Origin of the sequence: Oleiharenicola lentus, assembly GCF_004118375.1 — a bacterium.
GTDB classification, from domain to species: domain Bacteria; phylum Verrucomicrobiota; class Verrucomicrobiia; order Opitutales; family Opitutaceae; genus Lacunisphaera; species Lacunisphaera lenta.
The window spans coordinates 1,196,389-1,213,784 of the sequence record NZ_SDHX01000002.1; the positions used below are offsets into that span (position 1 = coordinate 1,196,389).

Annotated in this window: 13 protein-coding genes; 10 read left to right on the forward strand and 3 right to left on the reverse strand. The window is 66.8% G+C overall.

The genetic code is table 11. The annotated features are described in order from the left end of the window. Window positions 1-15: 15 nt before the first annotated feature. The 5 genes from ESB00_RS18605 to ESB00_RS18625 all read left to right on the forward strand — a co-directional run bounded on the left by ESB00_RS18605 (window position 16) and on the right by ESB00_RS18625 (window position 6,020). Window positions 16-666 carry a CDP-alcohol phosphatidyltransferase family protein gene (locus ESB00_RS18605; RefSeq protein ID WP_129049646.1) on the forward strand — a complete coding sequence of 217 codons (651 nt, stop codon included), beginning with the start codon at window positions 16-18 and terminating at the stop codon, window positions 664-666. Then, a complete protein-coding gene (locus ESB00_RS18610) occupies window positions 663-1,676 on the forward strand; it encodes a hypothetical protein (protein WP_129049648.1) in 1,014 nt (337 codons plus the stop codon). The genes ESB00_RS18605 and ESB00_RS18610 overlap by 4 nt, the downstream gene beginning before the upstream one ends. 111 nt (window positions 1,677-1,787) lie before the next feature. Further along, on the forward strand, window positions 1,788-4,142 hold the full coding sequence (locus ESB00_RS18615) for a TonB-dependent receptor (RefSeq protein ID WP_129049650.1): 2,355 nt from the start codon (window positions 1,788-1,790) through the stop codon (window positions 4,140-4,142). 13 nt (window positions 4,143-4,155) lie between these two features. Further along, the gene (locus ESB00_RS18620) at window positions 4,156-5,085 is read left to right on the forward strand and encodes a hypothetical protein (RefSeq protein WP_129049652.1); all 930 of its coding nucleotides are present in this window, start codon (window positions 4,156-4,158) and stop codon (window positions 5,083-5,085) included. Window positions 5,086-5,234: 149 nt separating this feature from the next. Next, window positions 5,235-6,020 (forward strand): hypothetical protein, encoded by a 786-nt coding sequence (locus ESB00_RS18625; RefSeq protein ID WP_129049654.1) that lies wholly within the window; start codon window positions 5,235-5,237, stop codon window positions 6,018-6,020. Between the two features lie 434 nt (window positions 6,021-6,454). Here ESB00_RS18625 and ESB00_RS18630 read toward each other — a convergent pair whose 3' ends face one another. Next, a complete protein-coding gene (locus tag ESB00_RS18630) occupies window positions 6,455-7,339 on the reverse strand; it encodes an NAD(P)-dependent oxidoreductase (protein ID WP_129049656.1) in 885 nt (294 codons plus the stop codon). A gap of 76 nt (window positions 7,340-7,415) precedes the next feature. Beyond that, window positions 7,416-8,201: a sialate O-acetylesterase gene (locus tag ESB00_RS18635; protein ID WP_129049658.1), complete on the reverse strand. Its 786-nt coding sequence runs from the start codon at window positions 8,199-8,201 to the stop codon at window positions 7,416-7,418. A 96-nt stretch (window positions 8,202-8,297) separates the two neighbouring features. Here ESB00_RS18635 and ESB00_RS18640 point away from each other — a divergent pair, with 96 nt between their 5' ends. From ESB00_RS18640 to ESB00_RS18660, 5 genes are all read left to right on the forward strand, one after another. Next, window positions 8,298-10,073 carry a DUF885 domain-containing protein gene (locus ESB00_RS18640; RefSeq protein ID WP_129049660.1) on the forward strand — a complete coding sequence of 592 codons (1,776 nt, stop codon included), beginning with the start codon at window positions 8,298-8,300 and terminating at the stop codon, window positions 10,071-10,073. A gap of 74 nt (window positions 10,074-10,147) precedes the next feature. Continuing rightward, window positions 10,148-11,575, forward strand: a complete 1,428-nt coding sequence (locus ESB00_RS18645; RefSeq protein ID WP_129049662.1) for a PQQ-dependent sugar dehydrogenase — start codon at window positions 10,148-10,150, stop codon at window positions 11,573-11,575. Window positions 11,576-11,584: 9 nt separating this feature from the next. After that, window positions 11,585-12,388 carry an arylamine N-acetyltransferase family protein gene (locus ESB00_RS18650; protein ID WP_129049664.1) on the forward strand — a complete coding sequence of 268 codons (804 nt, stop codon included), beginning with the start codon at window positions 11,585-11,587 and terminating at the stop codon, window positions 12,386-12,388. 401 nt (window positions 12,389-12,789) lie between these two features. Beyond that, window positions 12,790-15,153 (forward strand): TonB-dependent siderophore receptor, encoded by a 2,364-nt coding sequence (locus ESB00_RS18655; protein ID WP_164976313.1) that lies wholly within the window; start codon window positions 12,790-12,792, stop codon window positions 15,151-15,153. Between the two features lie 356 nt (window positions 15,154-15,509). Beyond that, entirely contained in the window at window positions 15,510-16,337 is an 828-nt protein-coding gene (locus ESB00_RS18660; RefSeq protein WP_164976314.1) for an AraC family transcriptional regulator, read from the forward strand. A 512-nt stretch (window positions 16,338-16,849) separates the two neighbouring features. Here ESB00_RS18660 and ESB00_RS18670 read toward each other — a convergent pair. Then, window positions 16,850-17,296 carry a DUF5069 domain-containing protein gene (locus ESB00_RS18670; protein ID WP_129049672.1) on the reverse strand — a complete coding sequence of 149 codons (447 nt, stop codon included), beginning with the start codon at window positions 17,294-17,296 and terminating at the stop codon, window positions 16,850-16,852. Window positions 17,297-17,396: the final 100 nt, after the last annotated feature.

Sequence of the window (17,396 nt, forward strand, 5' to 3'; positions counted from 1 at the left end):
CACGTCTTCCCGCCCATGCACCTGAAACAACTGCCCAACCTGATCAGCCTGTGTCGGCTGGCCGTGCTGCCTCCGCTGATGATCGGAGCCATGGCCGTCGGCGAACGCGCGTGGTTTTTCGGGTTGCTGTGCGTGGCCTGGGCAACCGATGCGCTGGACGGTTTTCTCGCGCGCCGGCTCAACGCCGTCACCGACCTGGGCCGGCTGCTCGACAGCTGGGCCGACTACGTGACGCTCGCGCTGTGCCTCGCCGGTCTGGCCTGGCTCTGGCCCGAGGTGATGGCGCGCGAATGGCGCTGGATCGCCGCGGGCGTGACCGCCTGCTTCGCCGTCGTGATCTGCGGCCTGGTGCGCTACGGGCGGCCTCCCGGCTATCACACGCGTCTGGCCAAGCTCACGGCCATCGCGCTGCCCCTGGCCTTCGCCAGCCTGCTGGCGGGCTGGTCGGCCCGGCCGCTGCACGGGGTCGTGGTGCTGCAGGTCCTGAGCACGCTCGAGGAACTCGCGATTTTCCTGCTGCTGCCCGGCCACTCCGGCGAGGTGTCGTCGGTGAGGTCCGCCTGGCGCCAACGCCAAACCCGGCTGCCCGCGCCACCGTCGCAGCCCCCGGCCGGTCACCCCGCGCGTCCGCCCGCCCCATTTCCCTCCCATCCTTCCACGCCATGACCCTGTCCACCTCCTCGGGCCGCTTCGCCGGCATGTTTCGCGACGCTTACCTGCGCTCCCTTGCCGAGTATCGCTTCTTCTACGACGACATCGCCGAAATCGGCAATCCCACGGAGGCGGAACACGTGTTCTACTTCGTGCCCGGCATCAACGGCACGCCGGGACAGATGCGCTTCCTGCTGCCCAGCCTGGTCCGCGTCTTCGGTCCGCGCTGCTACCTCAAGGCGCTGCATCTGCCGGAGTTCTCCGCGCGGCGGCCGGTCTGGGAGAAATACACCCTGGCGAACGTGGACCGAAAACTCGCGCGCCTGCGGGCCGATTTCGAGGATTTGCTCGCACGGTTTCCGCGCGTGAACGTGCTCTGTTCGAGCAACGGGTTCTACGACTTCGCGGCGGCGGCCGGCGGTCTGTGCGCCACGCTGCCGCCTGGCCGGTTGCACCTGCTGTGGGGCGCCTGCGCGCCGGACCGCTTCAAGCCCACGCCCTGGGAAAAGGTGTTCTTCCCGCTGAACGGGCTGCACCACGACGGGCAGGCCTGGTTCGCCTATCCCAACCACAACCTTCTCCAGCTCTGCAATCCCGAGACCTCCGACTCCTTCGACTGGCGCGAGGGGGACAGCCGCCGGACCTTCGTCAAAGCGGACCTCGAATCGCGCTTCCGCTGCGCCGGCCTGCACTGGTGCTACACATCGCCCGCCCAGATCGGCCGCTGCGTCCGGCACGTCGTGGCGCAGATCGCGGGGCCGCTGGACATCCCGGCCGCCGCCCTGGTCGCCGCGAACGACGGTTACTGGCAGGGCCGGTCGCACGGCGAGATCGAGCGCGTCATCCTCGGCTACCTCCCGCGCTGCCGGATCGATTTCCGTCCGGCCTCCCATCTGTGGGTCGTGACCCCGACCTTCGCGACCGCCCTGCTCGAACGCCTGCGTCATGAGCCCGCTCACCGAACGGCCGCAACCCGCACGGCGGATGCCTTTGCCCGCCCATTGAGTGACTCAATACCGGCATAGGTATTATGAATTAACGGTCTGCGCGCGCCTTCGGGTATTCTCACCGCGCTTCTCCCCACCACGGCCTTCGCCGCCTGCAGTTTGTTTCCTCCTGTCATTCGCACTCACGTCATGAACTCCACCCGCCTCCTCCACCGCCTCGGGGTGATCCTTGCCCTCCTGCCTGCGCTCCTCCCGGCCCAGGAAACCATCCAACTCGACAAGCTCACCGTCACCGCCCAAGGACGCGTCCAGCCTGTCGGCGAGGTGCCGATTCCGCTCACGGCCTACATCGGCTCGTTCCTCGAGCAAAACGGCGTCAGCGACTACGAGGCGCTCGCGCCCTACGTGCCCGGGCTCTTTATCCAGGAACAGTCGCCCAACAATCCCGGCATCAACATCCGCGGCATCACCACCGACAGCGGAGACCCGCGCGGCGAATCCCGCGTGTCGATCTTCCAGGACGGCGTCTCCATCAGCCGCTCGCGCGCCAGCGTGGTCGAGCTGTTCGACCTCGAGCGCATCGAGGTGCTAAAGGGGCCGCAGGGCACGCTGTTTGGGCGCGGGGCGGAGATCGGCGCCGTCTCGATCGTGCAGCGCAAGGCCGCGAACGAGCGCTCCGGTTCGCTAACCGTAGGCTTCGGCAGCGACCGTGAATACCGCGTCGCGGGCCACCTCAACGCCCCCCTGGTGGACGGCAAACTGTTCGGCCGCCTAGCGTTCACCCACGTGCAGCACGACGGATCCATCGAAAATCTCGCCGACGGCTCCGACCTCAACGGCAAGCACACCACGGCGCTGCGGGCCGCGTTGCGGTGGCAGCCGACCGACCGCACCACCGCCGACCTGATCGCCAACTGGCAGCACGACACGCCGCCGGGCACGGCGTTCAAGAGCGGCGTCATTCCCACCTCGCGCGGCGACACCAATCCCTTCAGCGCGGCCGAGCTGACCCGCGGCTCCGCGCTCGGGGTGGACCGCACGGTCGGCGGCCTCACCGGCATCGTCACCCACGAGCTCAACCCGGCCTGGTCGGTCACCAGCATCACCGGCTGGCGCGAGTATGATGCCTACGAATCCTTCGACGCCGACGGCTCCGGCCTTTACCTGCTGGAGTTCGCCGAGGACGCGCGCGGCCGGCAGCTCAGCCAGGAGTTGCGTTTCAACTACGACGCGGACGGACGCTTCGCCGGCTTCTTTGGCGCGAGCTGGTTCCGGGAGAACGGTTCGGCGCGCGTGCCCTTCTCGACCGACGAACGTCAGCTCTGGCCCTTCCTGTCCGGCTCCTTCGCCAGCGGGCTGGTGCAGGCCGGCGTGCCCGGCGCGCTGGTTAACTTCGCCGTGCCCACTCTGAATCCGTTCATCCCGCAGGCCACGCTGCCGGCGACCTTCGCCGCCTTCGCCAATCCCGCGCTGCCCCCGTCGCTGCAAGGCCTCTCCTTCCTCGCCGGTGCGCCGTTGCAGGGCCGCCGCACCGACGAATATACGCAGTCGGGCCGCACCCAGGCCTACGATGTTTTCGCCGACGGCACCTGGCGCGTTACCGACCGGCTCGAAGTCACCGCCGGCCTGCGGGTGACCGAGGAGAAGCTCACGTCCGGTTATGAAGTGAGCAACGGCACGCCGCCCGCCACGCTCGGCTTCATCCTCAACGCGATCCCCGGCTATCCCTACCTGCCCTCGGGCGGAAAGCGCGAGGCGAAGGACTCGCATTCCTCCTGGGACGGCCGGGTCGTCGTCCAATACCAGTTCCGGCCCACGCTGAACGCCTACGCCAGCGTGAGTCGCGGACACCGGGCGCCCAGCCTGCTGGTCGATTCCACCAGCGTCACCACCGCGGGCGAGGAAGAGGTCTGGAACTACGAGGCCGGCTGCAAGGGCACCCTGGGCAACGGCCGGCTGCAGTGGTCCGCCTCGGTGTTTCAATATGACTACGCGCACTTCCAGACCAGCGTGCTGAGCCTGGGCCGCTTCACCGTGCTCGACGCCGGCAACGCCACCGGCCGCGGTTTCGAGTTTGCGCTGCAGGGTGTCGTCAACGAGCGCCTGTCGGTGTTCGCCACCTATGCCCACACGGATGCGACCTTCGACGACAGCGGCGACGACGGCCAGCCGCAGGCCTATGCCGGTTACTCGTTCCGCCTGACGCCGCGCAACGCCTTCTCGTTCGGCGGCACGCTCACGCTGCCCGCCGGCAACGGCCGGTTCTTTGTGACGCCGACCTATCAATATAAATCGGCCCACTGGTTTGAGGACAACAACGCCTCCTTCGGCGGCCGTCTGCGGCAGGACGGCTACGGGCTCGCCCATGTGCGCCTGGGTTGGCGCTCGGCCCAGGATCGTTGGGAGATCTCCGTCCATGCGACCAACCTCTTTGACGAGGAGTATCTGATCGATGCCGGCAACGTCGGCGGCTCATTCGGCATCCCGACCTTCGTGGCCGGCGCACCCCGGCGCTGGGGAGTGCAGGCCGGTTATCGTTGGTAATCGCTCATGTTCCATGAAAGCGCGCTCCCTCCGTTTGCCAGCCGGCGCCGTCGCCCTCCTGCTGGGCGCCGGCTGCGCCACGCGCGAAGTCATGCCGGTCCGCGTCGAGGTGTATGGCGCACTGGACCTGCCCCGGGATTGCTCCGTCGTCGGCATTTCCGCCGCCGGGGTCACCCCGGAATTTTACCTGAACGAACCGACCACGAAGGAGTCGGCCGCTCGGGAAATCAGCGAGGACATGCGGGCCAGCCCGATCGACGCCGAGACCGCCATCCTCCTGCCGGCCGTGCCATTGATCAGCGCGATATTGGGCGGAACATTCGGCGGCGCGATGGGCGTGCGCGCGGCCGAAGTGCAAGAGGGCACTCGCACGATTCAGGCGACGCTGCACGACTACGCCATCGATCGCCGGCTGGAACACACCCTGGTGCAGCACGTCGAGCACCTGCGCCCGGGAGCAATCCAACTTCTCCCGCCCAGTGTGACGCCGCCCAACCCCGGGCGACGTCGCCTGCTGCTCTATGACTACGAGCACCGGCGTTCGACGCCGCGCCCCGAACCGCCCGCCCTCGCACCGGCCGGCCCGCGCGTTGATGCGGTGCTCACCTGGCGCATCAGCTCCTTTGGTTTCTCGGCGCCACAACCCCATCCCAGACCGGGCACCTTCGCTGGGAACGAGTTCAATCCGCCGCTGCGGTTGACCGTGGCCGTGGACTTGCAGGCGGTCCGCACCGCGGACCGGTCGGAACTCGGCGGCGTGTCGCTGATCTATCAAAGCCAACCCCACAAATTCACCCAATGGGCCGAAAACGACGCCCGGCTCCTGCGCACGGAGCTCGATGCGGCGCTGGCCTGCTTCCAACGGGCAATCAACGACCGGCTCGCCGTAGCTTCACTCTACGCTGCTGAAACGCCCGCCGACGGGCGCAGGCCGCTGCACTGATGATCCGGACGAATCCAGAGCCTCGATCCGGCGAAGCCGCAGGTGTCGATTCCCTGCAACCCCGCCAACTGCGTCGTTCCCTTCTCCCCGTGCTGCCGACTGCCGCTTGATTTATCGCGCTGGTCCCGAAGCCAACACCCCACCCTGTCATGCAAATCCACCCCGCCCGGCTCGCCCCGCTTTTCGTTGTGGCGGCTCTGACCCTCACCGGCTGCGTCTCCGCCAAATACAAGCTGGCGCCGAAGTCCCCCGCCCACACCTCGCCTCCGCCCGCCTTGGAGATCACGGCGGCCAGCTCTACGGCCCATGCCACGCTGCACACGGTCGTCGTTTTTCACGGTCCCGGTTCGTGGAAGAGGGATGCGTATTGGGACGAGTATATCGTCACCCTGACGAATACCGCCGAGGTCCCGCTCACCTTCGACCAAGCGGTGCTCTACAACCTCACCGACCATGAGAGCCGGCCGGGGCACAACCCCTGGGAGCTGGATAAAATCAGCCGGCATCGCCTGAAGGTGGCGAAACGCACCGGCCGCAACCTCGCGCTGGGGGTCGGCATAACGGGCGCGTGGGTCGGCTCCCTCTCGCTGGTGGCCTCCAACATCACGATCTGGGGCGGCGTCTCCAATGCCAGCGCAGTGACCGCCGGCGCCGCCGGGATGATCGGAATCCCACTGGTCCTGCTCGGCAGCAGTGTCCGCACCATGGTCGCCCGCCGCGCCATCGCCACGGAATTTGCCCGGCGGGAACTGGACCTCCCCCTGACCCTCGCCCCCGGCGATTCCCGGACCGGCAGTCTGTTTTTCCCGGTCACACCGGGTCCCACGCGATTGTTCCTGCAAGGCGGGGACGCTTCAGGCCATGGCCATGACCTCACGCTGGACCTGACGCCCTTGGCCGGTCTTCACCTCCGGCCGGCGAAACCTGCACGCTGAGCCGCAGGCGCCGCCAGCATGAGTTGCGGGAAAATAGCACCGCCGGGATCCGTGGCGGATTCCCGGCGGCAAGGTTCCGGTTGTTACCCCTAACGACCGGATTGGACACACAAACCTACAGCTAACGACCCTCTTCATCGGCACGTTTCGCCACGCCGCGACTTTTTTTATTCCCCGCGCAGAAATGTAACAGAAGCGGCGTTATCCCCAAGCTTGGTCACCACGACGGAGGCTTGGCGGAGATGGCGAAGCAAACACACGAAAGTTGCTCCAATTCCGCATCCGTCATCCTGAGCCGTGCGAAGGATCCAGCAGCACAACCGATGGCAGATAAAATCTTGGATCCTTCACTTCGTTCAGGATGACACGAGACGGAGGGTTAAAGCCTGTCTTCAACTTTCCGTGTTTTCCGTGTCTTCCGTGGGCCAACCCCTTCACCCGTGCCGGCCCTTGAAGGTCAGCTCGGCGACGCCGCTCTTGTCGAGACCGCCGAGGCCGAGCGTGACCATGCGGTCGAACTGCGCTTTCGTGGCCTCGGCCAACGGGAGTTTCAGCCCGACATCGCGGCCGAGCTGGGCGGCGATGCCCGAATCCTTGGCCGCGTGCGCGCCGGAGAAATAGCAGTCGTGCGCGCGGTTCTGCATGTCCTCGCCATCCGTCTTGAGCACCTGCGAGTTTGCGCCCGTCTGGGCGAACACCTCGCGCAGCATGTCGAGGTCGAGCCCGAGCGCGGCGCCGAGCCCCAAGCCCTCGGCCAGACCGGCGGTGTTGATGTTCATGACCATGTTCACGAGCGCCTTCACTTGCGCAGCCTGACCGGCCGTGCCGATGTAGCGCAGCGCCGTGCTGAGTTTTTCCAGCACGGGCTTCACGCGCTCAAAGGCCGCGCGGTCGCCGCCGCACATGAGGTAGAGCGTGCCGTTGCGCGCCTGCGGGATGGACGACGCCATGCAGCCCTCGAGCGACACCGCACCCGCGGCCTGGGCCCGGCGCTCCACCTCGACATGCGTGGCCGGGGTGATTGTGGCGCAGTTCACGAAGATCTTCCCCTGGGCGCCGGTGAGCAGCGAATCGCCGGACCCGGCGAACACGGCCAGCTGCGCCGCATCATCGGTTACGACCGTGAAGATCAGGTCGGCCGCGGCCGTGACGTCCGCCAGCTTGGTCGCGTGCGTTGCGCCGAGTTCCGTCGCGAGCGCGGCGGCGCCGGCGGTGTTCACGTCGTAAACGGCCGTGACGGCGTAACCGACATCCTTGAGGCGACGGGCCATGTTGGCCCCCATGCGACCGACTCCGACAAAAGCGATTTTGGGATTCATAAAGCAGGAAGGGTAAAGCCACGCCCGGCCCCTCTGGCCACGGCTTTTTTGCAAAAAAGCCCCGCGTCGGGAAAAATTATCGCTGAATATTCATTTCCCGCCACGCCTGCGCGTAACGGCGGCCGAGCTCGCGAAAACCGGGCGACTCGAAGTGCAGCACCTCCGGCTCCTCGGGGCGGCCGGGCAGTCCATCCGACGAAACCAGGGCACAATGCGGCACGAGCGCGGGCAGACTGCGCAGGGCGGCGTTGACCGGGCCTTCGTTGGGGCAGAAACGTCCGATCTCGCCCACGATCACCGGCACGTCGGGCGCGCCGAGGTCGGCGCGGAGTTGCGTGATGAACTTCTTGAAGCGGTCGGCGTAGGTCGCCGCCTGGTCCGGCGCGCGGTCGGATTCGCCCTGGTGCCAGAGGATGCCGGCGAGCTGGCCGCGCTTGAGCGCCTCCTTGGCGCGGGCGACGGCGTTCACGTAGTGCGTCCGCCCCGGCGCCCATTCGTCGAGGGCGCTGCCGCCGAAGGCCGCGGGTACGAGGCCGATGACCGCATCGGGGTTGGCGTCGGCGATGACCGCACCAAAGGTCTTGCCGAGGCCCGTGCCGATGCGCTCGGGCCGGTCGAAGTGCAGCGGGTCCACGGCCGGCACCCAGGCGAGTTCCTTGTTCAACACCCATACCCGCGGATGCGGTGTTTGGTCCCCGGACTCGACCTTGCCGCGTCCGGCCATGTTGGACTGGCCGATGAGCAGGAAGATTTTCATGGAGGCGAGCCCGTTTGCCGGGCTCAGGGCAGGTGGAGTTTGGGCGGGGGCGAGGTTCACAAGCAACAGGCACGCCAGCAGGGCGCGCAGCGGGGCGGGGTGCATCGCCCACAGCCTGTGCGGTGGCAGCGGCGACGCAAGCGGGCCGGCACACCGGCTGGTCACTGGACAACGCTCCTCACCCCGCCTAGCTTCCGGCGCATGAAGCTTACCCACGCGCTTGCCGTGTTCCTCCTGTTGCCGGCCGCCCTCCTGGCCGGCGATCCCGCCTTCGACACCTGGGTGGACGAGTTCTCCGCCGCCTGGATGCGCGCCGACCCGATGGCCGCGACCGAGGCCCAGTATTTCAGCGGGGCCGAACAGGATGCCCTCGACCGGCAGCTCACGCCCTACTCCGTCGCCGCCCGCGCCGCCCAGGTGGCCCGCGCCCAAGCCGGCCTCCAACGCCTGGCCGGCTTCGACCGCGCCCGGCTCGACGCCACGCAGCGCGTCTCGGCCGACATGCTGCGCTGGCAGCTGGAAACCACCGTGCGCAACCTCTCCTTCTCGGACCATGTTTTTGTCTTCAACCAGTTTTCCGGCGTGCAGCGCGAGCTGGTCGATTTCCTGAGCCACACGCACCCCATCCGCAACCGGCGCGACATCGAGAACTACCTCGCGCGGCTCAATCTGGTCGCCGGCTACATGAACGAGGCGCGGGCTCAGGCCAAGGACCGCGGCGACCGCGGCTTTCTGCCCCCGAAGTTCATCCTCTCGGCCACGCTGGCGCAGATCGACCGGTTTCTCGAAGGCGGCGCGGAGAAAAACATCCTCGTGACCACGCTCGACGAACGCGCCGCACTGCTCGGCGACCTGCCCGCCGCGGATCGCGCAGCCTCCGTCGCGGCCGCCGCCGGCATCGTGCGCGACGCCGTGTTGCCCGCCTTCACCCGGGTTCGCGCCCTGCTCGAAGCCCAGCTGGCCGTGGCCACCGAGGATGCCGGCCTCTGGCGCCTGCCCGGCGGCCGCGAGGCCTACGCCGCGGGCCTCCAGCACTACACCACCACCGACCTGACCCCGGAAAAGATCCACGCCCTCGGCCTGGCCGAGGTGGCCCGCATCGAGGCCAAGATGGACGGCCTGTTCGTTTCGCTCGGCTACAAGGAAGGCTCCATCAAGGAGCGTTACGACCGGCTGAACCAGGACCTCCAGCCCCCCGCCGACCCCGACCCGCGCCCCGCCCTGATCGCGCGCCACGAGGAAATCCTCGCCGACGCCGTGAAGCGGTCGGAATCGCTCTTTGACCTGCGGCCCGCCGCCCCCTGCGTGGTGAAGCGCATTCCGCCGTTCTCCGAGAGCAGCTCCGCCAACCACTACACCACGCCGGCCAAGGACGGCACGCGCCCCGGCATTTTCTGGGCGAACCTCGCCGGTCCGGTCTATCGCATCCCTTACATGCGCACCCTCACCTACCACGAGGGCATCCCGGGCCACCACTTCCAGATCGCGCTCCAGCAGGAGCTGACGGAGCTCCCGCGCTTCCGGCGCGACCGGATCTTCGGTTTCATCTCCGCGCACGGCGAGGGCTGGGCGCTCTATGCCGAGCAGCTCGCCGCGGAGAACAACTGGTATGAGGGCGATACCGTCGGCCTGATCGGCCAGCTGGAGGCGGAACTCTTCCGCGCCCGCCGCCTGGTCGTGGACACCGGACTTCACACCATGAAGTGGACCCGCCAGCAGGCCATCGACTACGGCATGCTGCCGCGGGAGGTGGACCGCTACGTCGCCGCCCCCGGTCAGGCCTGCTCCTACAAGATCGGCATGATCCGCATCCTCGAACTGCGCGAGAAGGCCCGGCGGGAGCTGGGCGACCGGTTCAACCTGAAGGAATTTCACAACGCCGTGCTCCGTGCCGGCACCGTGCCGCTCGCCGTGCTCGAAACCGTGGTGGACGACTACATCGCCGCCAAGCAGGGCCGGCAAGTTGCGCTCTATTGAGCGACCGCCGGCAACCCGCCTTTCCCGTTGCGAAATCACCCAACCGGCGCACGGTGCGCCCCTTCCCTTCCTCCATGCACACCCCCGTCCGCGTTTTACTGACCCTCGCCGCCAGCGGCTTTGCCGCCACGCTCCTCGCCCAGCCCGCCCCCCGCAAGGACGTCGCCAAGATCTACCAGGAGATCTGCGCCAACTGCCACGGCGCCCAGCTGGAGGGCGGCCAGGCCCCCTCCATGCTCGACGACCAGTGGGCCAACGGCACCGGCACCGATGCCGATCTCGCCCGCGTGATCAGCGACGGCGTGCTGGAGAAGGGCATGCCGGCGTTCCACTCGCTGATGAGCGAGGCCGACGTCCGCGCGATGGTGATCTTCATCCGTGAGCAGCGCGCCAGCTACAAGCGGCAGCGCGCCACGCAAAAACTCCCCGGCGGCGCCATTCCCACGCAGGAGCACCGTTTCCGCATCGAGACTGTCGCCGACGGCCTGTCCACGCCGTGGAGCATCGCCTTCCTGCCCGACGGCCGCACGCTCGTTACCGAAAAACCGGGCCGGCTCCGCGTGATCGCCGACGGCAAGCTCCAGCCCTCTGCCATCAAGGGCACCCCCGCGGTCCGCGACGGCGGCCAGGGCGGCCTGCTCGAGGTCGCGGCGCATCCCGACTTCGCCAAGAACGGCTGGATCTACCTCGCCTACTCCGACCCGGCCAAGGACAAGGACGGCAAGGAAGTCAGCCTCACCAAGATCGTGCGCGGCCGCCTCAAGGACGGTGCCTGGGTGGAGGAGGAGAAAATCTGGCAGGCGCCGCTCGAGCTGTATCGCCCCGGCGGCGGCGTGCATTTCGGCTGCCGCATCGCCTTCGACGGCGCCGGCTATCTGTATTTCTCGCATGGCGAGCGCGGCCGCCAGCAGGACGCCCAGGACCTCACCCGCCCCAACGGCAAGATTCACCGCATTCACGACGACGGCCGCATCCCGGCCGACAACCCCTTCGTCAACACGCCCGGGGCCTTCCCCTCGATCTGGACCTACGGCAACCGCAACCCGCAGGGCCTCGACTTCGACCCACGCACCGGCCTCCTCTGGGAAACCGAGCACGGCCCGCGCGGCGGCGACGAACTCAACCTCATCAAGCCCGGCGTGAACTACGGCTGGCCCGTCATCACCTACGGCATGAACTACGACGGCTCGCCCATCACCGCCAACACCGCCCGCGAAGGCATGGAGCAGCCCGTCACCTACTGGGTGCCGTCGATCGCCGTGTGCGGCATCGATTTCTACGAGGGCACGCTATTTCCCAAGTGGACGGGAAACCTCTTTGTCAGCTCGCTCGCCCAGCAGGAGCTCCGCCGTCTCGTCATCGCCGGCGACCAGGTCGTGAGCCAGGAGATCGTCCTCAAGGACATCGGCCGCCTGCGCGATGTGCAGTGCGCCCCCGACGGCAGCATCTGGGTCGCCGTGAACGACCCCGGCAGCATCATCCGCCTGGTGCCCGCCGACTGACCCGCCACGGTGGACCTCGACGCGTATTTCGCCCGCATTGGTTACACCGGTCCGCGCACGCCGACCCACGGGACCCTGGCGGCCATCCTGCGTGCGCAGGTGCAGACGATCCCGTTTGAGAACCTCGACGTGCTGCTCGGCCGGCCGATCCGCACCGATCTCGAATCCGTCCAGCGCAAACTCGTTTACGATCGGCGCGGCGGCTACTGTTTCGAGCAGAATCAACTGCTGCTCCAGGCTTTGCGGGCGTTGGGCTTCACGGCCCAGCCGCTGATTGGCCGCGCGCGGTGGCTGGTGCCGGCGGAAGTCATCACCGGCCTCACGCACCTGCTGGTGCACGTGACCCTCGACGGCCGCGACTGGCTGGCCGACGCCGGCATGGGCTCGGTCTCGCTCACCGCCCCGCTCGAAATGCGTGAGGGCCTCGAGCAAGAAACCCCGCACGACCGCCGGCGCCTTGTGCGGCGCGACGGTCATCTCGTCCAGCAGGTCTGCTTCGCCGGAGCATGGCAGGACATCAATCTGTTCCGTCCCGAGCCGGCCGCCCCCGTGGACCTGGAAATGGGCAACTGGTATAGCCACACCCACCCGCAGGCGCATTTCCGCAACAACCTGCTGGTCGCCCGCGCCACGCCCGACGGCCGCCGCACGCTCTTTAACCGCGAGTTCACCGTCCGCCACCGCGACGGCCGCGCCGACAAGCGCGAGCTCGCCACCGCCGACGAGCTCCTCGCCGTGCTCGCCGAGCACTTCGACCTGCACTTCCCCGCCGGCACCCGTTTCGGCGCCCCCGGCGCCCCTTGGCCGGTGTAAACGGAAATTTGTAACGCAATACGTTACACCTCGCTTCGGTTTGGACGGTGTAGCCGCGTTTGAGTCCCGCGTCCGCGGGACGAAAGCGTGGCCACAGCGCCCCACGTTGTCTCCCGCGGACGCGGGATCCAACGCGGCTACCGCTGAGCCCGGACCTTGATATTGGCGCGGGGCCACACCCGGGATTTGCCCGGCACGGCAAGGTCGTCCCAAGGGTCATGCGCGTTTTGTGCAATTTTCGGAGCGCGGTGGATACTTTACCCCGGCCGGTTGCACGACAGTTAAGCAAGCATCACCGGTTGTGTCCTTACCCGACTACCCCTCCCGACCGGCCTCTGGCGGCGCCACGCGCCGTCCGTGCCCCAGGGATCCGGTGTGGTCAGCACTCTAACCCAAACCACATGAACCCGACCAAACCCCGCCTGTTGCCCCGCGCAACCGTCGCGGCGCTGTTGCTCAGCTCCGCCGTCCTGGCCTCCGCCCAGACCACCGCCCCCGAGAAAAAGGAGGACGTCATCACCCTCCCAACGTTCACCATCACGGAAGAACCCGTGAACCCCTACGTCTCCAAGCAGGCGCTCTCCTCCTCGCGCGTCGCGATGGACATCCAGGACATCCCGCAGACCATCTCCGTCGTCACCGCCGACTTCATGCAGGACTCGATGAGCTTCCGCATGCTCGACGCGGCCAAATACGTGACCCCCGTCACCGAGTCCACGCTGCCCACCGGCGGCGACCGCTACACGATCCGCGGCTTCCAGGTCTCGCACGAGTTCGTGGACGGCATGGAAATCTCCGGCGCCGACGGCTACAGCGCCTCGATGATGAGCTACAACATCGAGCGCATCGAGGTCATCAAGGGCCCCAACGCCATCCTCGTCCCCGGCGGCGCGGCCGGCGGCCAGATGAACCCGATCACCAAGTCGCCGATCATGAAGGACCAGGCCAGCTACACGCTCGAGCTCGCCCAATACAAGGGCAACGCCTTCAGCTTCGACGTGAACCGCGTGGTCTCCGCCGACAAGGGCATCGCCGCCCGCGTGGTGGGTGCGGTCTGGAAAAACGACGGTTACTCCAAGAATTACTTCCGCGACGGATTCATGCTGGCCCCGTCCATCTCGATCCAGCTCTCCCCGGCGCACAAGCTCACCTTCAAGGGCGAGATGATGCGCAACCAGGAGACCAATGGTGTCTTCCTGCCGATTGATCCGAGTGTCGGCAGCGACGACTACGCCATCATCGCCAAGGGCCTCCCCCGCGACTGGTCGTTCGGCAACGAATCCGACCGCCGTGACCGCGAGACCGAGCGCCTGACCATGGAACTGCTCTCCGAGCTGGGCGAGCACGTCAGCTCCCGCCTGCAGCTGACCGGCAACCACGTCGTGCGCGAGGACCAGGGCACCACCAGCGGCTCGATCGCCGGCATCACCATCACCCGCAACCCGACCACGGGCAAATATGAGCCGGGCAAGGTTTGGAGCGTGGACCAGACCGGCGCCGTCGCCATCCCGTCCGTGACCAACGTGGCCCTGCCCGATCCGAGCACCTACGTCTATGGCCGCACGGCCGGTTCCGACCATCTCTACTACAACGAGCTGCACCTCCGCAACGACTACGCCATCAAGTTCGAGGGCGAGGGCTGGAAGTCCACCACCATCACCGGTCTCGCCGCCAACGCCGTGAAGACCCACTGGAAGAGCTTCCCCGCCTACAACCGCGGCAACGTCGCCAACAACAACCTCGCGGGCATCACCTACCCCGACTGGTCGTTTGCCCAGCCCTCCGTTCCCGCCAACGGCCAGAACCGCAAGGCCAAGCAGCATGACTACCAGTTCTTCGTCTTCGAGAACCTGAGCCTGCTGCAGGACAAGCTCATCGTCTCCGGCGGTGTCTCGCGCTTCCAGGGCGAGCTCACCCGCGTGGACACGACCGGCATCCAACCCACGCCGTTCCCGAGCTACAGCCTGGCCGACACGGCCAAGAGCTACGGTGTAGTCGTGAAGCCCACCAAGGAGATCTCGCTCTTCTACAGCCACAACACCTCCGGCGGCACCATGCCCGGCTCGCTCAGTGCCGGCAACGTCGCCCCGACCTTCCGCGCCTCGGTCGGCGACCAGGACGAATACGGCATCAAGACCTCGTTCCTCGACGGCAAGCTCACCGCCTCGTTCGCCTGGTTCGACATCACCTCGTCGAACTACGCCGTGCCGAACAGCGAATACTACGTCCTGATCGCCCAGGGTAACCTCGCCGCCGCCAACGCCCTCCAGAACCCGCTCTACCTCGACCTCACCTCCAAGGGCTGGGAATTCGAGGGCAGCTACACCGCCACAAAGAACCTGACGCTCATCGGCAACTACACCGACTACAAGATGCGCCAGCCCACCGGCGTGCGCCTCCGCGGCGTGTCCGACACGAGCTACGGCTTCTATGCCGACTACCGCTTCAGCGAGGGCTCGCTCGCCGGCTTCGGCGTAAACGTCGGCGTGGACTACCGCAGCGACCTCGTGGGCGAGAACGTCAACGCCTTCACCACCACCAAGCCGCTCGCCGGCGGCGTGCTGGTGCCGCAGCAGCCCAGCTTCAAGATCGCCCCGCGCACCATCGTGAACCTCGGCTTCACCTACCGCGCCAAGGACTGGACCGCGCGCCTGCAGGTCAACAACGCCCTCGACAAGGACTACATCCTCGGCGGCATCAACCGCAACTCGATGATGGTCGGCGACCCGGTCAACCTGAAGTTCTCGGTCACCTACAAGCACTGATCCGATTTGGTGGACGCACCCCGCCCTCACCGGCGGGATGCCCTCAGGCCGGCACCGTTGGGGGTGCCGGCCTTTTCTTTGCGCGGGTTCGTCCGGTGGAGCCCGCGCTCCGCCGCGGGCTTGGTTCACGCCATTGAGGTGGAGCGACCTGCTCCCCAGGGCGTCGGCCGCGCCCCTGTAGGGCGGGATCGCCGATCCTGCCTTAGGGAAGGGCCCTCTGCTCCGTTCACTCTGACTGGCCGAATCCCACGGGTCTGGCCCCGCCGGTCTCCGGCCCCAGCATCCGCCCTCAACCCCACCCCACGCCCGGTATGCTCCGCTATTTCGCGAACGGTCGCATTCATTGGAAAGAGCGCATGCGCTGCAACACGCGCACGAACTGGGAATTCTATGCCGTCACGGACGGACGCTGCGCGGTCAGTTTCCGCGACGGCGACAAGCCCGTCTTCCAGGAACGCACCTTCTGGCTCTTCGCCCCCGAGAGCCCGCATGCCTGGCTCGATGACGGCCGCCACAGCTACCGCCGCCTGTCGATCCATTTCAGCAGCGTGCCCTACCCGCTCGACGAGATCGTGCGCGCCCGCGGCGGCTGGATTTCCCGACCGCTCGACGACGCCGCCATCCGGCGCCTCGAGACCATCGCCACCGCCCTGGAGCCGCATTTCTGCAACCCGGTCGTCGCGAGCCCGCTCCACCACCAGCGCCACCTGATGGACCTCTGCCTGCTCCTGCTCGAAAACGATCCTTCGGCGACGCAGCCGCTCACTCTGACCGACGTGGCCAGCTTCCGCGTCGAGCGTGCCCTCTCCTGGTATGCCGAGCACCTGCAGCGGCATCCCTCCGTCAAGGAAGTGGCCGACGCCATCCACGTTTCCCCGAGTCACCTGCGCCGGCTCTTCGCCGAGGTGCGCCAGGCCAGCCCCAAGGAACTCTTCCGCCGCGTGCGCCTCGACAAGGCGCAGGACCTGCTCGGCCGCACCAACCTCACGCTCGACGAGGTCGCCCGCGCCTGCGGCTACACCGGCGCCAGCCACTTCTGCCGCGAGTTCAAGGCCGTGCACCGCTTCACGCCCTCCACGTGGCGCCGCCGCCTGATCGACCGCTTCATCAAACCCCTCCCCGCCGGCATCGTCCCCGTCCGCGAATTCAGCGCCCGCCCCGGCGAGCGCGCGATGCGCGCGTGAGTTTGGCTTGGCTGGGTTCCCGCAGGGTCGCCGCGAGCGGCGTCCTCATTCACGCCTAGGAGGTAAAATGGTAAAGCATACCCCTTTGGCTGCCCTCTGACTTTGATCGTAGATCGTATTCTTAACTCAACCGCTCCTTAAGTAGGGCATTCTTAGCAACCTGAGAAATTGTCTCCGATGTAATTCCCTTTCGCTTACAATAAGCGGAATCAATCCAAACACCAAGGGACTTAACCCCCTTGCTTGCATTACACGAAACGCAACACCTCGCGATGTTTTCTCGGGTAATGATCGAAGCATCGTTTATGATGTGCTCCCAAGACGGAGTCACTCCACGACCCCCAGTGGAAGTTGAAAAATCCACTTGGCAGTAAATGCATCGCGCGTCCCTACCGCTAATTTCTATTTCCAGATATGCGGGAATATTCCAACGATTCATGCAACGAGTAGAATGGCAGCGTGGCGCAAACCTCAAAAATTAGACACGGTAAGACGGAAATGCGGCTTCGAGTTCACCCTTTCATCGCCGGCGGTTCGCGGTCTTCGCTCTGCTCGATCAGGTCGAAGGAAGTGATCGCGGTGAGGTGGTCCCAGCCGGGCTCGGTCTTCACCTTGGCGTTGAAGGCGGCGACGCGGTCGTTCCAACCGATCTTGCGCGAGTGCTCGTTCCACACGTGGGTCTGCGAGCGGTTGGGGCGCAGGCCGGTCGTGAAGATCCACTCGGCGACCTCGACGTCGGTGCGGCCGGCCTTCACCTGCGCCTCGACGTCCTCGAACGTCACGTTGAGGAAGCCGCAGAGCTGGCCGTCGAGGCCGATGGACAGGCCGTAGTTGCGATGAAAGTGCTCGGGCAGCGCGCCCGCCTGCATCAGACGGATCTTGTCGAGCATGCGACCGAGGTGGTGCAGGCCGCCGAGGGTTTTGTCGTAAGGGGATCGCAGGCCTTCAACGCGGGGCATGGCGGGAGAAAAACGGGCGTCGGGAATGGCGGCGAGCGCTTTTCTTCGGCGAGCGGCGGCGGCTCAGACCAAGCGCGCGGGGCATTCAGCCGTTAAAAAC

Coding starts and splice junctions, on each gene's coding strand:
- ESB00_RS18620 (WP_129049652.1), top strand. CDS start 4,156: ATGAAAGCGCGCTCCCTCCGTTTGCCAGCCGGCGCCGTCGCCCTCCTG.
- ESB00_RS18645 (WP_129049662.1), top strand. CDS start 10,148: ATGCACACCCCCGTCCGCGTTTTACTGACCCTCGCCGCCAGCGGCTTT.
- ESB00_RS18660 (WP_164976314.1), top strand. CDS start 15,510: ATGCGCTGCAACACGCGCACGAACTGGGAATTCTATGCCGTCACGGAC.
- ESB00_RS18630 (WP_129049656.1), bottom strand. CDS start 7,339: ATGAATCCCAAAATCGCTTTTGTCGGAGTCGGTCGCATGGGGGCCAAC.
- ESB00_RS18625 (WP_129049654.1), top strand. CDS start 5,235: ATGCAAATCCACCCCGCCCGGCTCGCCCCGCTTTTCGTTGTGGCGGCT.
- ESB00_RS18605 (WP_129049646.1), top strand. CDS start 16: ATGCACCTGAAACAACTGCCCAACCTGATCAGCCTGTGTCGGCTGGCC.
- ESB00_RS18610 (WP_129049648.1), top strand. CDS start 663: ATGACCCTGTCCACCTCCTCGGGCCGCTTCGCCGGCATGTTTCGCGAC.
- ESB00_RS18670 (WP_129049672.1), bottom strand. CDS start 17,296: ATGCCCCGCGTTGAAGGCCTGCGATCCCCTTACGACAAAACCCTCGGC.
- ESB00_RS18655 (WP_164976313.1), top strand. CDS start 12,790: ATGAACCCGACCAAACCCCGCCTGTTGCCCCGCGCAACCGTCGCGGCG.
- ESB00_RS18615 (WP_129049650.1), top strand. CDS start 1,788: ATGAACTCCACCCGCCTCCTCCACCGCCTCGGGGTGATCCTTGCCCTC.
- ESB00_RS18635 (WP_129049658.1), bottom strand. CDS start 8,201: ATGCACCCCGCCCCGCTGCGCGCCCTGCTGGCGTGCCTGTTGCTTGTG.
- ESB00_RS18640 (WP_129049660.1), top strand. CDS start 8,298: ATGAAGCTTACCCACGCGCTTGCCGTGTTCCTCCTGTTGCCGGCCGCC.